The sequence below is a fragment of the Turneriella parva DSM 21527 genome (genome assembly GCF_000266885.1).
Classification (GTDB): Bacteria; Spirochaetota; Leptospiria; order Turneriellales; family Turneriellaceae; genus Turneriella; species Turneriella parva.
The window spans coordinates 1,003,806-1,023,688 of sequence record NC_018020.1; the positions used below are offsets into that span (position 1 = coordinate 1,003,806).

The 19,883-nt window shown below is 55.0% G+C and carries 25 protein-coding genes; 19 read left to right on the forward strand and 6 right to left on the reverse strand.

Annotation, left to right across the window (positions count from 1 at the left end; all coding sequences use genetic code 11):
- Position 1: 1 nt before the first annotated feature.
- On the reverse strand, positions 2 to 607 hold the full coding sequence (locus TURPA_RS21420) for a GDSL-type esterase/lipase family protein (protein ID WP_157210398.1): 606 nt from the start codon (positions 605 to 607) through the stop codon (positions 2 to 4).
- Between the two features lie 307 nt (positions 608 to 914).
- On the opposite strand from TURPA_RS21420, the gene TURPA_RS04770 reads away from it, so the two are divergent.
- The 3 genes from TURPA_RS04770 (at position 915) to TURPA_RS04780 (ending at position 3,477) form a co-directional block, all read left to right on the forward strand.
- Positions 915 to 1,973, forward strand: a complete 1,059-nt coding sequence (locus tag TURPA_RS04770; protein WP_014802155.1) for a DUF5018 domain-containing protein — start codon at positions 915 to 917, stop codon at positions 1,971 to 1,973.
- A 98-nt stretch (positions 1,974 to 2,071) separates the two neighbouring features.
- Complete coding sequence (locus TURPA_RS04775; protein ID WP_157210399.1) at positions 2,072 to 2,497, forward strand: DUF3995 domain-containing protein; 426 nt, start codon at positions 2,072 to 2,074, stop codon at positions 2,495 to 2,497.
- Entirely contained in the window at positions 2,494 to 3,477 is a 984-nt protein-coding gene (locus TURPA_RS04780) for an ATP-dependent 6-phosphofructokinase (RefSeq protein WP_014802157.1), read from the forward strand. Before TURPA_RS04775 ends, TURPA_RS04780 begins: the two co-directional genes overlap by 4 nt.
- Positions 3,478 to 3,517: 40 nt before the next feature.
- On the opposite strand, the gene TURPA_RS04785 is transcribed toward TURPA_RS04780, so the two are convergent.
- The 3 genes from TURPA_RS04785 to TURPA_RS21425 all read right to left on the reverse strand — a co-directional run bounded on the left by TURPA_RS04785 (position 3,518) and on the right by TURPA_RS21425 (position 6,960).
- Complete coding sequence (locus tag TURPA_RS04785) at positions 3,518 to 4,708, reverse strand: heparan-alpha-glucosaminide N-acetyltransferase domain-containing protein (protein WP_014802158.1); 1,191 nt, start codon at positions 4,706 to 4,708, stop codon at positions 3,518 to 3,520.
- A gap of 2 nt (positions 4,709 to 4,710) precedes the next feature.
- The gene (locus TURPA_RS04790) at positions 4,711 to 5,109 is read right to left on the reverse strand and encodes a hypothetical protein (RefSeq protein WP_014802159.1); all 399 of its coding nucleotides are present in this window, start codon (positions 5,107 to 5,109) and stop codon (positions 4,711 to 4,713) included.
- A gap of 96 nt (positions 5,110 to 5,205) precedes the next feature.
- Positions 5,206 to 6,960: a Kelch repeat-containing protein gene (locus TURPA_RS21425; protein WP_053332117.1), complete on the reverse strand. Its 1,755-nt coding sequence runs from the start codon at positions 6,958 to 6,960 to the stop codon at positions 5,206 to 5,208.
- Positions 6,961 to 7,249: 289 nt separating this feature from the next.
- Here TURPA_RS21425 and TURPA_RS04805 point away from each other — a divergent pair, with 289 nt between their 5' ends.
- Entirely contained in the window at positions 7,250 to 8,194 is a 945-nt protein-coding gene (locus tag TURPA_RS04805) for a hypothetical protein (protein WP_014802161.1), read from the forward strand.
- A gap of 155 nt (positions 8,195 to 8,349) precedes the next feature.
- Here the strand turns inward: TURPA_RS04805 and TURPA_RS04810 are convergent, their stop codons facing one another.
- Positions 8,350 to 8,562, reverse strand: a complete 213-nt coding sequence (locus TURPA_RS04810) for a hypothetical protein (RefSeq protein WP_014802162.1) — start codon at positions 8,560 to 8,562, stop codon at positions 8,350 to 8,352.
- Positions 8,563 to 8,826: 264 nt separating this feature from the next.
- Here TURPA_RS04810 and TURPA_RS04815 point away from each other — a divergent pair, with 264 nt between their 5' ends.
- Genes TURPA_RS04815 through TURPA_RS04835 form a run of 5 tightly spaced genes read left to right on the forward strand, consistent with a single transcriptional unit; the run spans position 8,827 to position 11,657 of the window.
- Complete coding sequence (locus TURPA_RS04815; protein WP_014802163.1) at positions 8,827 to 9,054, forward strand: AbrB/MazE/SpoVT family DNA-binding domain-containing protein; 228 nt, start codon at positions 8,827 to 8,829, stop codon at positions 9,052 to 9,054.
- Positions 9,051 to 9,446 (forward strand): type II toxin-antitoxin system death-on-curing family toxin, encoded by a 396-nt coding sequence (locus tag TURPA_RS04820; RefSeq protein ID WP_014802164.1) that lies wholly within the window; start codon positions 9,051 to 9,053, stop codon positions 9,444 to 9,446. Before TURPA_RS04815 ends, TURPA_RS04820 begins: the two co-directional genes overlap by 4 nt.
- The gene (locus TURPA_RS04825; RefSeq protein ID WP_014802165.1) at positions 9,443 to 10,474 is read left to right on the forward strand and encodes an aminoglycoside phosphotransferase family protein; all 1,032 of its coding nucleotides are present in this window, start codon (positions 9,443 to 9,445) and stop codon (positions 10,472 to 10,474) included. Before TURPA_RS04820 ends, TURPA_RS04825 begins: the two co-directional genes overlap by 4 nt.
- A complete protein-coding gene (locus tag TURPA_RS04830; RefSeq protein WP_014802166.1) occupies positions 10,474 to 10,884 on the forward strand; it encodes a peptide chain release factor family protein in 411 nt (136 codons plus the stop codon). Before TURPA_RS04825 ends, TURPA_RS04830 begins: the two co-directional genes overlap by 1 nt.
- 5 nt (positions 10,885 to 10,889) lie before the next feature.
- Positions 10,890 to 11,657 carry a nucleotidyltransferase family protein gene (locus tag TURPA_RS04835; protein WP_014802167.1) on the forward strand — a complete coding sequence of 256 codons (768 nt, stop codon included), beginning with the start codon at positions 10,890 to 10,892 and terminating at the stop codon, positions 11,655 to 11,657.
- 27 nt (positions 11,658 to 11,684) lie between these two features.
- On the opposite strand, the gene TURPA_RS04840 is transcribed toward TURPA_RS04835, so the two are convergent.
- Positions 11,685 to 12,368 (reverse strand): TetR/AcrR family transcriptional regulator, encoded by a 684-nt coding sequence (locus TURPA_RS04840; RefSeq protein ID WP_014802168.1) that lies wholly within the window; start codon positions 12,366 to 12,368, stop codon positions 11,685 to 11,687.
- 208 nt (positions 12,369 to 12,576) lie between these two features.
- Between TURPA_RS04840 and TURPA_RS04845 the strand changes: the two genes are divergently transcribed.
- The 10 genes from TURPA_RS04845 to TURPA_RS04890 all read left to right on the forward strand — a co-directional run bounded on the left by TURPA_RS04845 (position 12,577) and on the right by TURPA_RS04890 (position 19,877).
- The gene (locus tag TURPA_RS04845; protein ID WP_014802169.1) at positions 12,577 to 13,233 is read left to right on the forward strand and encodes a hypothetical protein; all 657 of its coding nucleotides are present in this window, start codon (positions 12,577 to 12,579) and stop codon (positions 13,231 to 13,233) included.
- Between the two features lie 114 nt (positions 13,234 to 13,347).
- Positions 13,348 to 14,559, forward strand: a complete 1,212-nt coding sequence (locus TURPA_RS04850; RefSeq protein WP_041948308.1) for an adenylate/guanylate cyclase domain-containing protein — start codon at positions 13,348 to 13,350, stop codon at positions 14,557 to 14,559.
- Between the two features lie 70 nt (positions 14,560 to 14,629).
- The gene (locus TURPA_RS04855) at positions 14,630 to 15,061 is read left to right on the forward strand and encodes a DUF6326 family protein (protein WP_014802171.1); all 432 of its coding nucleotides are present in this window, start codon (positions 14,630 to 14,632) and stop codon (positions 15,059 to 15,061) included.
- Entirely contained in the window at positions 15,058 to 16,053 is a 996-nt protein-coding gene (locus TURPA_RS04860) for an NAD(P)-dependent alcohol dehydrogenase (protein WP_014802172.1), read from the forward strand. Before TURPA_RS04855 ends, TURPA_RS04860 begins: the two co-directional genes overlap by 4 nt.
- On the forward strand, positions 16,040 to 16,666 hold the full coding sequence (locus TURPA_RS04865; protein ID WP_014802173.1) for a DUF4386 domain-containing protein: 627 nt from the start codon (positions 16,040 to 16,042) through the stop codon (positions 16,664 to 16,666). Before TURPA_RS04860 ends, TURPA_RS04865 begins: the two co-directional genes overlap by 14 nt.
- Positions 16,663 to 17,055: a hypothetical protein gene (locus tag TURPA_RS04870; protein ID WP_014802174.1), complete on the forward strand. Its 393-nt coding sequence runs from the start codon at positions 16,663 to 16,665 to the stop codon at positions 17,053 to 17,055. Before TURPA_RS04865 ends, TURPA_RS04870 begins: the two co-directional genes overlap by 4 nt.
- Before the next feature lie 16 nt (positions 17,056 to 17,071).
- The gene (locus TURPA_RS04875) at positions 17,072 to 17,947 is read left to right on the forward strand and encodes an alpha/beta fold hydrolase (RefSeq protein WP_014802175.1); all 876 of its coding nucleotides are present in this window, start codon (positions 17,072 to 17,074) and stop codon (positions 17,945 to 17,947) included.
- Positions 17,948 to 17,986: 39 nt separating this feature from the next.
- The gene (locus tag TURPA_RS04880; protein ID WP_014802176.1) at positions 17,987 to 18,292 is read left to right on the forward strand and encodes a hypothetical protein; all 306 of its coding nucleotides are present in this window, start codon (positions 17,987 to 17,989) and stop codon (positions 18,290 to 18,292) included.
- Positions 18,293 to 18,582: 290 nt separating this feature from the next.
- On the forward strand, positions 18,583 to 19,251 hold the full coding sequence (locus tag TURPA_RS04885) for a hypothetical protein (protein ID WP_157210400.1): 669 nt from the start codon (positions 18,583 to 18,585) through the stop codon (positions 19,249 to 19,251).
- Positions 19,252 to 19,358: 107 nt separating this feature from the next.
- Positions 19,359 to 19,877 carry a hypothetical protein gene (locus tag TURPA_RS04890; protein ID WP_014802178.1) on the forward strand — a complete coding sequence of 173 codons (519 nt, stop codon included), beginning with the start codon at positions 19,359 to 19,361 and terminating at the stop codon, positions 19,875 to 19,877.
- Positions 19,878 to 19,883: the final 6 nt, after the last annotated feature.

Genomic DNA, 19,883 nt, shown 5'->3' on the forward strand with positions numbered 1-19,883 from the left:
ATTATCTAATGAAGTCGGCGTAAGCGCTCAGAATTTTCGGTAGTTCTTTTTTCAGGCGCTCGGCCATGATCTTCTTGCCCTGGTCGTAAGGGTGTATACCGTCGGGCAGAAGCCTCTTGAAATTCTTCGCATCGACGTAAAAGTCGTGCGCGAAGTCGATGGTGACAAAACCCGCTTCGGCAATTTCATTGCGAAGCTCTTGCAGGCGCATTTCAGAATTTTGCCAGCCAAGAGGTATCGGCAGCCCGATGACTGGCATAATGCCTTTGGCCTTCAGAATTCGCGCCATGCGCTTGAGATTCGCCATCATCTCTTCAGTCGGCACGCTGTGAAAGACGTCGTTCGTGCCCCCCATGATGATGCAGATTGCTGGTTTTGCGTCGAGCACGTCGCGCTCGAGCCGGTTCGACATTTCGCCGAGAGTCTGCCCGCTGATGCCACGGTTGATAATCTTCACACCGGTGTCGCGGCTGACAATCTCAGTCCACGAGCGCCCGTTGGGGTAACCCCAGGTGATCGAATCGCCGAGCGCCACAATTGTCAGCGTCTCAGGTGTCAGTTCGGGCGAGCTGTTCACGGGATACAAAAAGGGAAATAGAATAAACACAAATGTTGAGGCCCTGAATAAATACTGGGTCGTTAAACGCATTTCAACTTTATCTCCGCACGCTAAAAATGATCGGTTTTGCACGGTGCACCATTGACACAGGGCGTCAAGCAGAAGCAACCTTGCTGATCGGGCCCGAGGGCGGCCCGTTAGATTATCGGACTCTGGGGTAGAAGCCCGTGAACAGTTAATTCAGCGCCTGGCGAATGATGTATAGAGCAGGATTTATTAACGATACGAGGTTGCATGCCGGGGCACATTTTTTGCTGCCGCTGTGAGGCACAATACAGACGTGATGCGCCGCCCTATGCCGCGAATAAATACCATCTTGTTTATCTGCGCCACACCTCTCTGTCTTTTGGCGTGCTCGAGCTGGGGTAAATTCTGGGTGCCCGGCGAAGGCGCCAAAATCACTGCCTATTCGATTCCCGCAATCGGCGCGACGGGCATCATCACCGGCACGCAGATCAGCGTGATAGCGCCCACGCTGACAACACTTTCGCCGCAGGTGGCAACCTTCACGACGACTGGCCAAAGTGTCAGCGTCGCCGGCGTGCCCCAGACAAGCGGAGTGACGAGCAATGACTATGCATCGCCTCTTTTCTACACAGTCACGGCAGCCGACGGCTCAAAAAAAACATACACCGTGACGCTGACCGCACCGCGCAGTTATGGCGGCAGCTCGCTGCGGCTGTGGTTGCGCGCCGACTCACTCGCGCTCGGCGATGGTGCCGACATCGCCAACTGGAACGACGAGAGCGGCACAGCCAACCACATGGGACAGGCTACCCTCGGGCAGAGACCGATCTACAGAACTAATCGCGTGAACGGCATGCCAGTTGCGAGTTTCACAGACGCGGCCAATTCGACGATGTCTGGGCCAGACACGAATATTAACGACCAGAGCAACGGTTCGCTTTTTATTGTTATCGCCGTAACGGCTGACACGAGTCTTCGCAATATTCTAACGTTGCATGGCCCACAGGGCAGGGCGTTCGACCTGACCAACGGCCCGCCGACTTCATTTATTCAGGGACGCAACGGCGCAGGCTACAATTTCACTTCGGCCCTTGATTTTGGACTGAATAATTTTATCGCCATAGGCAGCGTGCAGGTGGCGGCAATAAGCGTTAACGAAATCTGGAATGGCGATGAAAAGACATCGTCAGGTCTAACATACGCAACTTATGACACTAATGGAAGCGGGTCGAATGCGAATTATGTTTCAAACGGCAATCTCGAAGCAGACATTGCAGAAATTCTGTACTTCGATGCCGCGCTCTCGCAAACAGAACAAGACAAGGTGTTCTGCTATCTGAATACAAAGTACAACCTCGCGTCAACGCGACGGGTTTGTGATAGCTAGCCGCGCTGCGAGCCTGACGTCGAATGAGGCTTTACGCTGACGTCGATGGTTTCGCAATGCGGTTGAAAGCTCAATCAGCCCCTCTGAAGCTAAAACGAATGAATCTATTCAGCGGTATTCCCTTATTCATCATTTTTGTCGGCCTGTCGGTGCTGCACGTCTATTGGGCCTTTGGCGGCCGCTGGGGCAGCGAATCTGTCTTACCCACCAAAGATATGAATACCGTTCGACCGATGCCTGGCGCGCTGCCCACGTTGATCGTCGCTGCCGGATTATTGTTGTTTGCCTGCATGGTGTTTGCTCGAATGGCTTCAATACGCTTGCCTGTATTGTCTGATGTTTTTCTCAGTTGTTCAATGTGGTTAATCTTCTCAATATTTCTATTGCGAGCCATCGGTGATTTCAGGTATTTTGGCCTCTTCAAAAGAGTCAGGCATACGAAATTTGGCATCAATGACACAAGATTCTTTACGCCTCTTTGCCTGTTAATTGCAGTTCTAGCTTTGCTGTTGGGGTTGCAATGACAACAAAGGTAGCAAAGCGCATCGCGATCTTAACCTCAGGAGGCGACGTGCCAGGCCTCAATGCCTGCATTCGCGCCGTGGCTTTGGCTGCTGAACGGTCGGGTTTCAGCATTGTGGGTGTCGCGCACGGCTATGACGGGCTCATTGATGGCGAGTTTCTGCACCTTGAGACCGAGGTGCTTCGCGCCGCAGTGCCACGCGGCGGTACAATACTGCGTTCGGCGCGCAGCAAGCGTTTCACAACAGCTGAAGGGCGAGCCGAAGCGGCTAAACAACTGCGCGCAGCGCACATTGACAGCCTCGTCGTCATCGGCGGCGACGGGTCGCTTACCGGCGCGGCTGCCTTTGCAGCGGAGCATGGGTTTGCCGTCATGGGTATACCCAAGACCATCGATAACGACGTCGAAGGCACTGACGTTTGCATCGGTTTTGATACGGCAGTCAATACGGCGATGCAGGCAATCGATCGCATTCGCGACACAGCAGATTCGCACGCACGCATTTTCGCCGTTGAGGTTATGGGCCGCGATTCGGGCTATCTCGCGTGGGCGGCGGGCATGGCCGGCGCTGCCGATGGCATTCTGATTCCCGAAACCGACGCCGACTGGCGATCGCTTGAAGAGAAGCTCAAAGAACGCCACAAAACGCGTACCGGCTCGCTGCTCGTCGTCGTCGCCGAAGGCGACGAGACAGGGGGCGCAGCTCCCGTCGCCAAGCGACTGCAGGCTGCTTTTCCCGAAGAGAGTATTGGCCTCTGTGTTTTGGGCCACACGCAAAGAGGCGGCTCACCGACGGCGTCAGATCGTATTCTGGCGACACGCTTTGCGGTCGCCGCAGTCGATGCAATCGCGGCAGGCAAATCGGGCATGATGACTGCCCTGGTGGGCGACGACATTCGTTTAGTGCCGATAGCTTCGGTGCGCAGGCGCCCACTGGCATTGACACCTGAAAGACTGCGCCTGATGGAAATTCTGATCTGAATGGCGGCTTTTTCAGTAGCCTGCCAACGGATGCCAAAGGTCACACGCGCAACGGCACTCTGCGCAACACGCGCGCGATTAGCGAGACGGCCACGAGCAGCAATAACGAATAAACCAGCGACTGCAATTTTCCCTCGAGCGAGAATATGTTGAGACCACCGTAGAGATATTGCTTCACGCTGAGCTGCGGCGATAACTTATAGAGCGCGAGCGCTTTGCCGACGATGCCGCTCAGCACATAGATCAGCAGCGGGTTCTTGCCCATGTCGGCAAATGGCTGAGCGAGGTGCCGCCAAAACCGCCGCTTTCCGAAATCGAACTTCTCGAGGGCCAGCAGAAGTGCCGTCGCAGCCGCAGTTGTCAGCAGAACAAAAGGTATTGTCCAGAGATTTTTATTGATGGGTTCAAAATTGGCAAGCGCGAAACCCAATACCGCGCAAATGCTCGCAAGACCCCAGCGCGACTGCAGAAAATTTCTGAATTTGTGCTGGGTTGTGGCGATGCAGGGCAACGCCAGACGAAACGCAAGGCCACCGAAGAGAAAAGTCATGATCGCGGTAAGAGAAGTTAAAAGACCTTCGGGATCAAAGGCAATTTTCCGCACTTTATAGAGCATTGCCTCGGGCAAGACGCTTATGTCTACCAGCCGCGCAAAATTATTTTGCAGCTCAAAACTGCGCCCGAAAAATACATCCGCAAATTTGACCAAAGGCACTCGCATACAGAATTCATAAAGCAGAAAAATAAGGATTAACACCGAAACTAAACCCCGCACCGTCTCGACGCGGCGCAGCAGCACACCACCGACCAGCACGCAGATCGCGATGCGCTGCAGCACACCCAACACGCGCAGGTGACCGAAAGAAAACTCAGTGTCCGGCAAGAGACCCAACGGCCACGCATTCAGAAACAGGCCGATCAAGAACAAAATCGCCGCGCGCCGCATGAGCGGCAGGTAATAGGCCGGCAGCTCGCGTTCTTCGAGGGTAAGCGCACTGGCGCAGTGCGGCCCGCCTGCGGTCGTCGGCCCATACAACCTGTCTATCTTGAGTGCAGCGGCATAACCTGCCACGAATAGAAATAGCGGAAACACAATATCGGCGCCGAGAAAGCCGTGCCACTCGGCATGGCGCAGCACGGCGAACATCGCCTTCCAGTCGCCGGGGTTGTTGACGATAATCATCAGCGCGATCGTGAGGCCGCGCAGAAGGTCGAGGGAAAAGTTGCGCATGTTTATATCGTAACCCCTGTGAAGCTACCTGCCATCGTCAAAAGCGCACTCATCGCCAGAACAATCCAACCGGGATGCCTGCCTTTGGTCCCGTAGCCCACAAGAAATGAACAGGTCAGAAAGCCTACCGAAATTATGAGGCCGTAATGCTGTTGGTGTGGCGTTTTCGGGAGACCTAAAGCCATCAGCCAGAAGACACCGGCAAGGCTGAAGCCCAGAGCAGTCGTCAGGTGCCAGGTGGCCCAGATAATGCCAAGATGGCCGTTGCGCAGAACGGGCCTAATGCCACCCGAGGGCTTCTGCGTTCTCAGCGGAATGAAGATCAACCGCTCACCGAGAATCGAATGAGCAACCCCCAGAATGACTGTCAGTACCGATGCTGCGAGAAAAAATGGATTCATAAATGGTGCCTCAGAATATTATCATGCAGCAGATGTTTTCACTGCTCGTCTACAGAATCTTGACGCGATGCGGTCAACGCTTGTGACAGATTATCGTCAATATTTGTTAAAATAAGCAGACTCGAGCACCGGTGTGCAGAGCGTGCCCACAGAAAGAGTGTCGATCACGAGTATTGTCGATGAACTCGATCTCGGTATGGCAAAGATTTTTCCATTTGATGCAAGAACACCGCCTACCCACTTGTTACTGTTGTTGCCGAGGTCAGGGCCAACGAAGCGCGTCGTGTTTGAACTCGGATCAAGCTCGATGACCTGCGTCGCCATGTGGGGAATAAAATAGATTTTTCCATTGGGAGCATAAACACCCCCGAGATAGTTAAACGCAGTCGCGCCAAAGCTGCCGAATTCTTGCGTGGCCTGCGTCGTGGGGTTAATCTCGAGAATGGTACCGAGGCTGCCCGGTGCTGCATAGATTCTGCCGTTGTTCGCGAGCACCCCGCCATGCCAGCGGTCAATCGCGCCACCGAACGTGCCAAACTGCTGCAGCGTGTCCGTCGCGGTATCGATCTCCAATATGTCGGTCGCCTGGCCTGGCACACCGTAGATTTTTCCATTGGGGGCAAGCACTGCACCTGCCCATTTATATCCCGTACCCGTCGGCGAACCAAAATACGAATGCGTATCGGTCGAGGCATTGATCTTTAACACGCTGGAGTAATTGTTGGGCATGCCATAAACAAAGCCATTCGGCGCCATCACTGTGCCAGTCAAATGCACCCCACCCGAGGCAGCCGCACCCGTCGTATTGCTGACGGTTGATGGAGGAGTAAAGGCGCGCGGTAGGGTCTGTGCGTACGGAGCATGGTAAATTTTTCCGTTCGACGCGAGCGTGCCGCTGGTGTACGCATAGCCGCCGGGTGCGGAGCCCAACGTGGCGTAGGTTTCGGTCGCCGGGTCGATTTCCAGATAATTGGTAGCCGTCAGCGGGTTGCCATAAATTTTTCCATTGGCTGCCAATACTCCACCATGCCAGCGATCGGTACCTGGCGGCCCGGCGATCGTGTAAACATTCGGGTCGCCGGTGACACCTTTCGCCGCTTCTGCCTGCAAGTAGCCCTGCACCAGAGACCAATTGCTCGTCTGAATAACGTCGAGGCGCGACATTGAACAAAGACTGACACAGGTAACCGTGACAGTCGTAATGTTGGCGCCTGATACGGTGCCGCTGCCGTTTGTGATGGTACAATTCTGCCCCGGTTGCTGCGCGAGCACCGTGACACTGTAGGTTGAGCCATCGGCCACTCCAGCGGCGAAAGTAAAACTGCCGTTGGCGCTTACGCTCAGGTTGTTGCCGCCGTTATTCTGCAGGGTTATAGCGATGGTCAACCCTGTCGTTGTGCCACCGACCGTGAAGTTGTTCACGCAGGTGACATTCACGTTCGTGACATTCGCTGCGCCGACCGTGCCGGTGGCATTTGAAACGGTGCAAGTTTGCCCGGCAGGTTGCGTGAAGACAGTGACGCTGTAGGCTGCACCCTGTGCGAGCTGTGTCGCGAAGGTAAAGAGCCCGTTTGCAGACAGGGTCAGATCATCGGTTGCATTGTTTCTGAGCACGACGGTACCTGTGAGGCCACTGACGCTGCCGCCGACCGAACGCGGCAGGCCGCAGCTCTGTGTCGCTGCGCAATCCTTGGGGGTCTTGCTGTCTTCATATGTCTTGCGTATGCGCTCCGCTTCGCCCACTAATGAATTGCACGTGACAAGGGCTCCGGTCAGCGCAAGAACCATAACCAGATTCAGGGCAAAGCCCACCGAACGGCGAAAAACAAATGAAGACGTACGAGATCCCACTCAACCATAGCGAGACGAAACAACCGGGCTGTAAAGCTGCTTTCGACCGACGGTTTGGATTCGCCACACCTAAGCCATCGCAGCTCAGGATTCGATATCGCTGCTAAAGCGAATGCAAAACCGAGTCGTTTAGAAATGCCTGATTTACCCACCGGGCCAGCATCGCTGATCTTGCCAGAGTCAAAGAAAAGGCTTTACGGGAGCTGGATTACCACGCGTATCGATTGACCGCTGTTCATAAACGAACGGGTAAAGTAAGGCTTAACCCAAACGCTTTCGGAGGGTACTCATGAAAAAATTTGCTGGCTTGCTCTTATGCACATTCGTTCTGCAGTCTGGTGCTGCGGCGCAGACGCAGCCGCCGGGCAACTTTCCCTGGCAGAACATGACCGCGCTCCGCTACAATCCTCTGGGCCTCTTTAATGAGACGCGCCTCAGCTACCGGCACTGGCTATACGATGCCTCTGAGAAGCCTATTCTCAAGGGCTCGCACTTAGGGGGGTCGGGCGTCTTGTTCACCTCGCCCGCGCTCGTGCAGGCCGGTGCCGACCTAGAGTTCGCGCCCCTCGCCATTTTGAATCTCACCGCAGGCTACCGGCTCGTGGGTTACTTTGGCGCCTTTGGTATGCAGCAGTCCTATGGCTCCCCAGCGGCAGACTGGAGCGACAAGCAGCGCAGTGACCAGACGGGCCTCGCACAGAGTTCGCTCGGCAACATGTTCACGTTCGGAGCGCAGAAGCAGTTGCGCTTCGGCAACATCGTGGTGCGCAACCTGTTCCGCGGCTTCTGGCAGGAGCAACGTCTGAATCTGCGCCCCGGAGAAAGCCAGGTCGCGGCGTTCTACGATCCGGTTCTCGATATTCTACAACCCAACCGCGGCCTCGCGATCGTGAACGACGCCGATATACTCTGGCTTGCGAGCGACCACTGGACGTTCGGTATTCGCTATAACTTCTCGCACGCCTTTTACAATACCGACGGCTTGAGCGGCGTCGAGCGGGCGCTCGCCGACGAGAGTGCTTTTCAACAGCGCATCGGACCGCTCATCACCTACCGCCTCAAACCGGACCCCAACCGTACGGCGCAGGCGCCGATGCTGATACTCCTAGTACAGTTTCACCTCACGCACCGGTTTCGCACGGGCGGCGTCGGCGGCGATCCGTTCAGCGGGCAGGCGGTGAACCAGGCGGTTCCCTACATAGGGTTGGCCTACCGCGTAGCTGGCGATTTCTAGAATAGCAGAGTCACACCTAACGGCGTGATAGTCGTTGGGCGGAGTGCAATTTGTGCTGCAAGGTGATTACCGGGCTGATCAAATTTCACTCCCACTCAGCCAGAAGGGCGGACGTGGACGAATATGTGAGTTGCCGCACCGAAGAGATTTCTGGCTTAACCGCCAGTACCCTTGGGGCGGGTAATGCCTTTTTGGCTTCCGTCATTGGGGGCAGGCTGATTTGGTTTTGCTGATTTGTTTTCTGGCGTGGCGGTTTTTGTCGGCCGCTGTGGCCCTTTCGGGCCAGCCGGCGCAGGTGCTGGTGTCTGTGCGCCGAGTGCAGCGCAGCCAATAGCGGTGAGTACCGCGTAGAGCAAGATTTTTTTCATGGGGTATACCCGAAAGGACACGCGTCTGCGTGAACAGAAGTATTTTGCCGTCAAAGGAATGGCACCGCATTAAGTCCAAATATCCGCCGAAAGTCGTTTGCACATTATCCCATGGAAAATCACTTCAAACCCGCGTTCCTTCCTGGGGTTTCGTTGACGCATTCACGTCGGTTAGGGCAAATCTCATCACGCTTAACGGTGGTTAAAGATCAAATGCAAATATTTTTGCCACGGCCAGTCCAATGTTATAACTTGTGTAACAACATGGGTCACAAGACCAAAATACGCGCTATCGGCAATTCGCAGGGGGTGACCCTACCCAAAGCCCTGCTCGATAAATACCAGCTCAAAGAGGGTGATGAAGTCACCACCATCGAGACCGAAGAGGGCATATTGCTGAAATCGCATAACCCCGATTTTGAAGAAGGTATGCGTGCTTTCGCCAAGTTTTCGGGTCAGTACAAGAATGCTCTGCGCGAACTGGCAAAATGAAGCGCGAGCCCAAATGGCTATCAAAAGACCTCGTCATTGCCATGCACCGCGAACTGATTCGGGAGTACGGCGGACTTTACGCAATTCGCGATGCGACCTTGCTTGAATCGGCTCTCGCGAAACCTCAGCAGAAATTTGCATACGAAGAATCTGCGACGCTTTTTGATCTGGCAGCCTCGCTGGGGTACGGACTGGCAAAGAACCATCCGTTTGGCGACGGCAATAAACGCATTGCCTTTGCGGCAATGGGTGTATTCCTGATCATCAATGGCCACGAAATCAACGCCACCGAAGTTGATGCCGTGATCACCATGCTCGGCGTGGCCGACGGCAGCATCGGTGAAAAGCAGCTCGCCGACTGGCTCAGGGAAAACCACCAAAAAGTGAAATGAACAGCGCTCTCTTCGATCTCTTCTCACGCGCGCTGGCCGCGGCAAAGCTCACGGGTAGACTGGACCAAATCACCCCGCTCGTGCCCGAGGCCTCGACGCGCCGTTATTACCGCTTGCACCTGTCTGATAAGACAACTCGCGTGGCCGTAAACGAAGACACTGCAACCGCATCCACCAACATGCCGAATGTTATCGCCGTGCAGCGCTTTCTGCATGAGCGCGGCGTCGCAGTACCTGAAATCTATTTTGCCGACCCCGCGGCTGGCATCATGCTGCAACAAGACCTCGGCGACCTGAGCCTTAACCAGGCACTCAAAGAGAATTCTGACAAGGCGGATTTGCTCTATCAAGAGGCCATTTTGCACATGCTGAGCTGGCAACGCCTTGCTGATGACGGGCATTGCCCGGCATTTCGACTGAGCTTCGATATCGAAAAGCTGATGTTCGAGTTCGAGTTCTTTCTTACGCACACCTTGCTGGGGTATTATCATGCAAAGGTCACTGACACGGAACTTTCTGAAATCCGCGCAGCGTTTACGAAAATAGCCGAACAGCTCGCCGCATACCCGAACAAGGTCTTTACGCACCGCGATTATCATTCGAGGAATATTATTGTCTATGACGGGTCTGCGCCTCATCATAAACAATACATCATCGATTTTCAGGATGCGCGCATGGGCCTCATGCAATACGACCTCTGCTCGCTGCTCTGCGACGCCTATGCGCCGCTGTCTGTCGAGCGCCGCGCCACGCTCATCGACTTTGCCTTTGAACAGGGTAAAGACATTCACCGCCAGACGCGCGCTGAATTCGACCACTACTGGCAGCTGAGTGCTTTTCAGCGGACGGTCAAGGCGATGGGCACGTTCGGCAGGCAGGCCGCACTCGGCCGCGATGATTTTGCCGGGTATCTGAAACCTGCGTGGCAGATGTTGAAAGAAATTACTGCTCAGTCTTCAGAATTGCGCTCATGCTCTGAACGGCTTGAAAATTTGGCCGCTAACGCATCGCAAAACGTTCTTTCATAATGGATCTTCGCCTACCCGTCTCACCCGGCAAAGTCAACGCGCTGCTGGCGCGTATGGAAAAACACGGCATCCGCGAAGCCGATCTCGACGAATCGTTCATCCGCAGCGGTGGCAAGGGCGGGCAGAATGTGAACAAGGTCTCGACTGCTGTCAGGTTGTCGCATAAACCCAGCGGCATCGAAATCAAGTGCAGCACGCACCGCACGCAGGGTATGAACCGTTACGCCGCGCGTGTCATGCTCTGCGAAAAACTCGAGCAGAAAGAACGCGATGCCAACGCGATTGAAAATCCTGTACATAAAAAGAAGCGCCTCGCGAAACTCGACCGCGCGCGCAAGGCTAAACGCAAAGCAAAAGCCAAAGCCGCCAAGAAACCCGGTACTCCCAACTGGAAAAGCGAAGAGTGGTAAATAGTATGAACGGTTTTCTACTCGCAGCCGGGCTCGGCACGCGGCTTCGGCCGCTGACCGATAAGACAGCAAAGCCGGCGCTACCCGTCGCCGGCCTGCCGATGCTCGCCTATTCGCTGAATCTGTTTTATCAATTAAATAGCGAAACGCCACAAACAATCGACAATCTCGTCGTGAACACGCACCATGCGCCGCAGACGGTCACCGATATTCTCGATCGCCTGGAGCAACCATGGGCGAAGCATATTTCTCATGAACCGCAACTCTTAGATACTGGCGGTGGAGTAAAAAAATGTGAAAGCCTCTTACGAAATGCGCCAACCCTGCTCGCTAACGCCGACATTGTCTGCGATGTCGACGTCGCAAAACTCTTGCGCTTTCATGCCGCACGCGGGGCCGATCTGACGATTGTCGTAGTGCCGCACCCGCGCGCGAATGAGATCGCTCCCATAACGATCGGCGAAGATGACCGCGTCGTTGACATCAACAGAACTTTCGAAATCCACAATTCGGGAAGTCATCTCTATGCAGGCATTGCCGTGTTTGAACCTGTGCTGCTCGATTATCTCAAGAGCGAACCTTCAAGCATTGTCTATACAGGTTACACAGGGCTCATTGCTGCGGGAAAAACTGTCTGTGCCTATGTTCACAAAGACAACTGGTTCGACTGTGGCACACCCGAAACTTACGCTGCAGCAGGCCGGGCCGTTGCGGTGAATGCGTGGCACTGGCAAAAGTGGTTCGCACCTGAGATTGAAAAGCTGCGCAGTTGAGACGGTTTCGTTTTCAACAGCGGTGCGCTAGCGCGGCAAGAGCTTTTCAATGCCATCTAAAATCAACTCAAGCCCAAATTCAAAATCTGCATCATAGGGTTTCGCACCCGGTGCCACGTTGAGCCAACCTGCATGCTGAACCACGGTCATTAGATTCGGAAACCGGCCATCTTTCACAAATTCTTTAACACTCTCGACCGCCATCTTTCGGTCTGCTTCTTTCGTCGGCCAATTGACTTCTTGTAAAACGTAACCATAGACATAGCAGTCGAGAATGACAAACGCGCGATACTGCAGCTCAGTCGGAAAACCGGCCTTATTTAAGATCGAAAGCACCCTGTCGGCGTAACCGAGTCGCGCCTCACCGGGCGCCATGCGCGATTCGATCAGCACAGATGCCCATGGATGACGCAATAGAGTATGCCGCACCGACCAAGCGCGGCGCCGCATTGCCTCGCGCCACGGCGTACCGACCGGGGGAATCACCATCTCGCGCAGAATAAGCTCAACAAGGCCGTCGAGCACCGCGTCTTTGTTCGCGACGTGCTTGTAGAGCGACATTGCCTCGACGCTGAGCTTCGCGGCAAGCTTGCGCATCGACAACGCGTCAACGCCGTCTTTGTCGGCAATCGCCAACGCGGCCTTCAATACGCGCTCACGGCTTAAGGGACGGCGAATTGAGGATTCAGTCGTTTTCTTTTTTTGCGCCACTGGTTGAACCGGCTTACGGTGTAGTCGAATGATTCCATTTTCGCTGCGATGCAGCGCGTCAACCCCTTGATCCGCCGATTCTAAACAGTCCCCTCGGCGGTTTAGTATCGGCGGACATGAATCTTGCTTTACAGGCTTACACTGTAAGCCGTAGCGACCACGCTGCCCGGGTCGGGACGATTTCGCATCCGCGCGGCGAGGAGAAAAAATGAAAAAGACAATTTCGATGGCAGCACTGCTCGCCCTGCTCGCACTCAGCGGCGCGGGCAGCATTTCTGCGCAAAAAGCGGCCGCGGCATCGGCGACCGTACAGAATGAACCGCCGGCGGCAGAACCCTTCAACCGGTACTTTATCGGCAGTTCGCTCTTCATGGTGATGAATGCCGTGGCGAGCCCTTCACCCGATTTCTACCAGCTCAACTTCGGTTATTGGCTGACAAAAAAAGATGTGCTTTCGGTTGAGGCGATTACGTGGACCTACCACCGCGCGCTGGGCACACCCTGGGGGCCCGATATGAGCGATGATGCCCAGCGTTACCCTGGCTACGTTCGCGCATACGGTGTGGGTATCGCCTACCAAAGATACCTGTGGCAGGGCCTCTACGCAGCCGTACACGCGTTGCCGCTTTTGCAGCAATTCAAGGCACCCGACGGTAAGACTCTGCAAGAGGGTTTTCAGCTGTTCATGACGCTGCGACTGGGCTATCACTTCAGCTTCTGCGACGACCACGTCTTCATCGAACCTTCGATTGCCGTGACGCACTGGCCAATCAATACCAACGTGCCAGCAGACTTCGCACGCCTCGACAGCCGCTGGCCGAGTTACTTCATAGAACCAGGGCTGCACGTGGGGTTCAAGTTTTGAAAGCGCGGATTTCTTTTTTAGACCCAAAGGCTTACATTGTAAGCCTTTGGTGCCTCAGGTGCTTTGGCTTTGAACCCGGGCTGTACTTCGGGTTTAACTTTAACCTCTAACAAGATGTCTGCGCCATTTGACTCGATTGTACTCGATCGCGAACGCAAGAATGAGCGCACGGTCGCCAAACTACGCTTGGCCCTGAATCTTTTCAGTCTGGTCGCTGATTTTGCGGGCTACACCCATATCATTGACTTCACGAATGTGACACCGACCTGGCAGACTCTCGCGCTGGACGCAACTCTTACCTGCATCTCGTGCCTTGTTCTTGTCTGGGTAACGCAGCACAGCTATTGGCGCGGCACCAAATTCGCCACTATCAGCCTCGACTACGTGCTTCTGACCACGCTTATTCTTTTTGACCCGACAGTGTCCCAAAGTCCACAGATTTTGCCCTGGATGGCTCTCGTCGCGGGGTTGTTTGTCTATTCGTATAATCTGCTGCGGTTTTCAGTCGCGGGAACTCTCTATGCTGGCGCACACGCAATCGCGATGTTCTGCTATTTTGCTATCAGGTGCAATGTCGCTGATTTCGTACCGATGCTTTTCTCACTCTTGATGCTGCTTGCGATCGGCCTCATCGTCACCATTTCTAACCTGAAAATGATGCGTGAGGCAAACGCAAAGGTCATGATGGAACGCTTTCTGGCCCCCGAGCTTGTCAGCGAACTGCTCACGGCGAAAACCCTGCCCGTCAGCGGGGGAAAAGCCCAAAGGATCACAATTCTTTTCGCCGACATACGGTCGTTCACCGCGATGGCCGAGAAGCACAGTCCAGAGCAAGTGGTGCATTTTCTAAACGATTACCTGTCGAAGATGACCGAAATCATTTTTGCGCAAAACGGCACGGTCGATAAGTTTATCGGCGACGCAGTCATGGCCTTTTTCGGAGCCCCCCGGCCAACCGAAAGAGACGAAGAGAATGCATTGCTGGCAGCTGCCGCGATGACCAGGGCATTACCCGAGATAGCCGCGCGGCACCCCGGCATGGCGCCACTCGCGATCGGCATCGGCATTCACACGGGCGAGGCGATTGTCGGCAATATCGGCTCTGAACGCCGACTCGACTACACCGCGATTGGCGACGCCGTGAATCTGGCCTCGCGCATCGAGGGCTTAACGAAACAGTATGGCTGCGGAATTCTTCTATCAGAGGCAACTCGGATCGGGCTGCCGGCCGATGGATTGCCGGGAATGGCGTTGCGGGAGATTGATGTGGTGGCAGTCAGGGGAAAGGCTCAGCCAACTCTCATTTACGAGGCAGTCACGACATGACCATCGCGATTTTGCTTGACAGGCTTACACTGTAAGCTATCAACACGCTCAGCTGCAAAGGAGCAAGACCATGAACACACAAACTTACCGGCAACCCCAACTCGCAGAATTCACAGTTAACATAAGGCTGAAGCTGGCAGGGCTGTGGACGAGCCTCATGTTTCTCTACATCTACGTGGATTATTTCCACTTATACATGCCTGGGTCACTGACTGATATTTCGGCAGGCAAGGTATTTACCTTTCAAATTTCGCAGACGTTTCTGCTGGTGACACTGGTCTCCATGACGGTCCCGGCGCTGATGATTTGTCTGTCTATCGCCTTGCCAGCAAAGGCAAATCGAATCACCAATATGCTCATCGCGACGCTTTTTATTCCTTACACATTGTTTAATCTGGCAGGCGAAGCCTGGATTCACATGTATCTCGCTGCCGGGGTCGAAGTTCTCCTGCTGCTGCTGATTATCCGTTACGCGTCAAAATGGCCGCGAGCAGAGATATGAAAACGCACAACCTGATGCGCGCAGCCGTTTGTACTGCGTACGGCGAACCCGAAGTGCTGCAAATTCAAGAACTGCCAGTACCAGTACCCGGCCCGCGCGACGTGCTCATTCGCGTGCACGCCAGTGCAGTCAACTCTGCCGACTGGCGGCTGCGTCGCCCCGACCCATGGGGCGTGCGGCTCTTTTTGGGACTCAGAAAACCCCGCATCAAAGTTTTAGGGGGAATTTTCGCGGGTGAGGTGGTCGCAACCGGGGCAAAGGTGACCCGCTTTCGTTCTGGTGACAGGCTCTTCGGTTCGACGCTGATGCGCTTCGGCGGCTACGGCGAGTACGTTTCACTGCCCGAGAAGGCAACGATGACTACCATGCCGCGCGGCTTCAGCTTCAACGCTGCAGCAGCGCTGACGTTTGGCTACCTCACAGCGCTGAACTTTCTGCGCAGAGTATACCTGAAAGCAGGGCAAAATGTCATGATCGTCGGGGCTTCGGGTTCTGTCGGCACTGCAACTGTGCAGCTGGCCGTGCATTTCGGTGCAAATGTGACCGGCGTCTCGAGCGCAGCCAACCTCGAGCTGGTGCGCCAGCAGGGCGCCGGCCGCGCGCTCGACTACAACAGTGCCGAGTATGCAAACGATAGAACCCAATACGATGTTGTCATCGATACGGTCGGCAAAACACACTGGAAAAACCATCTGACCCGGGTGAAGCCAGACGGTAAGCTGGTACTCGTTGCAGCCGGCGCGCTCAAAACGCTCTACCTGCCGCTGTTGCAGCCTTTCTATAAACCCCGCCTCATGCCGGTTCTTGCCGCTGAGAAAAGGGTCGATCTTGAAATTGTGAGCGATCTCGCAGAACAGGGTAAGCTCCACCCCGTGATTGACCGCACCTACCCGCTCGATGAGATAGCCGAAGCACACCGCTACGTCGAAGCTGGTCACAAGAAGGGCAATGTTGTCGTCACAGTAGCAAGGGGAACTCATGAGCATATCTGAAAGGTCACGGCAACGCATCGCGGGCACACTTTTTCTGTGCGCGTTTTTGGCGTACGGAATTGGTACGTCGCTCGTCGCGCCGCTCATCGATGCAGGCAATGCGACCGCAGTCTTGCTCGGTGCGCGCGGCCAGCTGATTGTTGGCTGTGCAATGATGCTGAGCAATTCTGTGGTTGTGATCGCGATCGGCCTGCTGCTAAGGCCCGCGCTCGCGAGCGCAAACGCAAGAACTGCCAACACCTACGTGACTGCGCGCGTCTTCGAAGGTCTTGCACTCGCAGTGGGAGCGTTCGCGCTCATGTCGCTCGCGTTCCCGGGCGATGCACTTTCGCTTTCTCACGTAGCATCGGCAAAAAGAATAAACTTCATCGGCTACCAGTCAGGCATGCTCGCGCTGGGGTTAGGCAGCCTGCCGTTTTGTCTTTTGCTCTTTCAGCAGAGATTCGTGCCGCGCTGGCTCGCTCTCTGGGGTCTTTTGGGTTACGCCATTTTTGCAACCGGCGCGCTGCTCGAATTATTCGGCCTGCCATACGGCATCGCGCTTTCTGTACCCGGTGGACTGTTTGAACTGGTATTCGGTGTCTGGCTGATTATTAGAGGAGTAAAATTATGAAAAGTCTCACCAAGATTATTTTCTCGCCCAAACACATCTTTCTTGTCGACGGGTTGGGCGCCGCCTATTCGGCGACGATGCTGGGAGTCGTACTCGCAGCTTTCGTGCCGTTCTTCGGAATGCCAACTGCAGTGCTGTACCCCCTCGCGGGTACAGCCGTCTGCCTTGCCGTGTATTCGCTGAGCTGCCACTTTCTCAAACCACGGCGCTGGCAGACATTCTTGCGCGGCATCGCGACTCTGAATCTCGCCTACTGCGCTGCTTCTGTGGTGCTCATGTCTCTCTATTGGGATTCACTGACCATATGGGGGGCAGCGTATTTTGTTTCGGAAAAGTTTGTAGTGATGGGTCTGGCTTTGCAGGAGTTTTCACTCTCCCGGAAGTCATGACCAAAGAGGAGTGAACATGACTCAACGCATACAGAAGTGGCTCAACGGCGGCAAGTACCTCGAAGTCGACGGCCTGCAGATCTTCTACCAGGTCCATGGCCATGGGCCTGATCTATTGCTACTACACGGATACCCGTATAACAGCTACGACTTTCACCTGGTCGTGCCCGAGCTGGCGAGAAGCCACCGCGTTGTGCTGTTCGATTTTCCCGGCATGGGTTTCTCTGATAAGCCGCGGCAGCACGAGTACACCTTCGCAGGCTATGCAAAGGTCGTGAACGCACTCGCGCGCCACCTCGAAATTCGCGAGGCCGACATTCTCGCGCATGACCTCGGCGTCAGTGTCGCGCAAGAGCTGTTGGCACAGCAGAGTGAGAGCTCCTTCAAGTTTCGCTCGGTCGCGTTCATGAACGGAGGCCTATTCACCGATGTCTATCGCCCGCGGCTGATACAGCGTGTGCTCTCGCAGTCACCCGACTGGCTGGGCGCGTTTCTGAGTCAGCGCATTGGGCGCAAGGCTGTCGAACGACCCGTCGTTTCACTCTTTGGCAGGGACACGAAACCGTCAGCAGAGCTGCTCGACGACTTCTGGAGTATTCTAAACTTCAAAGAAGGTAAGGCAATTGCTTATCGCATCGGCCGGCTGGTCTTTGAAAAAGAAAAACACCAGCAGCGCTGGCATCAAGCCATGCGCGAAACAAAAACTCCGCTCTGCTACATCTGCGGGCCTGCAGACCCCAACTCGGGCCGTCACATGGCCGAGCGCTACCGGCAGCATCTGCCGCAATCACCGGTCTATTTTCTAAGCGACACGATTGGCCACTGGCCTCAGCTCGAGGCGCCCGAAGAAGTGCTGCAACAGCTGGGCGAGTTCTGGCGGCGCTTTCGCTAGACGTTTGGTAGACTGGCCGCACGCTGGCGTCAGAGTCCCATGATTGCGTGCTGGCATAACCTGCGGGGCGACAGCCCGATCACCTGGCTGTTTGTTTTGCTCTTTGCAATTTGGTGCCTCATGCTGCAAAGCGACCTGCGAAAATTGTGGCGCGGCATTCGCAGCGGCAAGATGCCCCTTCTGGGTGCGCGGCCATGGGCAGAGGGGTACCATGCGGTTGATTGGCAGACATCGCGCGCTCGCTATATCTACATGGTCGCACGCAACCTGGTTTGGCTGGCATTACTCTGCGCGGCGGTGCTATTTACGCCGTGGGCCTTGTGCCATCTCACGCCGCGCATTTGAGTGGTGTGCCCCTGAAAAAAAGAGACTTTACCGGCACCGAGATGCATTTTCGTAACCGCATGCGAGTCAGAAACCATTTCAAGTTTTCTAGTGCGCATTCCATTGCCGCGGCAGTGGCTGCGGCTATGCTGCTCGGTCTCACCTGTGTGACGACATTGGACGTTCGCCGTACACGCCACGCATTTACGGCTCTCTGCCCCAGTCACGTTTTTTCAGCCGACTATTTTGATCGTGATGAGGGCATAGCACTTTGCCCGCAAACGATAAGACGCGAATCGGAATGGTTCGGTTTGTCAGGCCCCGTGCTCACCCTCGAAGACAGCAGTGACCTTCTGGCGTTCGACAAGGCCGGAAACCTTGTTCAAATCTCAGGCTATAGCAGCTATTTCGGCAATTATTCTGCACCGATCGTGCGTGACGGAAACAATCTGCGCTACCGCATCGGTGATACCGAATTTCAGATCAGACTCGATGCCCAGCACCGCGTCGTCGAAAAAGTAGTTCGGTGCATGGCCAATTGCGCTGTGGGGCAACTGAAAGCTGAAGGGAATGGAAAGCTCAGGGATTATAAATATCCCGATGGTACAGCCAAACTCAAGGCGACTTATGAATACTTTGCACATGGCCTCCGCATCCGGCATGAGCAATTTGATTACCGCGATGGCAATGCTGTCAAGCCGGGGACAGTACAGCGGGTTATTGAATCGACCTACCGCATTCTGACACCCACGAATCTTACTCTCGAAGAGACTAACCGGTTTGGGCCACCGGGTAGCCAGGTCTTTCGGCGCAAGAAAGAATGGCGCCTCTCCCCAGAAGGGCATATCATCACGTGGCATGAGAACCGCAGCCCTCCGGGAACCGGCTCTGATGCTGTCGATTGGCCGCTCTCGATCGACAGCTATGGAAATTGGATTAAGTGGGGCAGCTGGCGCAAGCGGCGTATCGAATACGATTGAACTGTCTCATCTAAACTGCCCCTGCAGCTCGCAGCTGCACTTTGCGATTGGGCGGTGAATCATCTAATCTCGCTTGCACTCTTCGTCGCTGTAGCTGAACAGGGCACATGATAAAGAGAATCGCCGTAGTATTTCTGACCTGCGTGCCGCTCGCGGCCGAAAATGCACCCACAGAGAAAAAGAGCATTGAATACGATGGCGAAACCTATTTTCTCGCGCATACCGATGCAACGGCTGACCAGGCTCTCGAAGAATACCTGCGCGAAGGTGAGACTCTGGAAAACTGGACGAAAATGGTTTCGGTGCGCGCTTTCAAAAATTTCAACGATCCTAAAGAGATCGTGCGGCTGTTCGTGGCAGCGCTCAAGAAGCAGCACCCGGACGCACCCTACGAAGCAGCACGAATACCTGAAACGCGCGAGATCATGCTCGATTTTGTCACCTGGCCCGCCGACGGCAGTTACGCAGAAATTAACATCTGGAAATTCAGAAAGGTCAGCGTAGGGGTCGTCGCTTTTCAGTTTGCCCTGAGAAAACCCGACACACGCGCCGTTCTGGCGGATTTCAAAAAGACACGGCCGCAGATGCTGAAGGTGATGGCCGGCGCGCAGTTTGCTGCAGATTGATCTTAA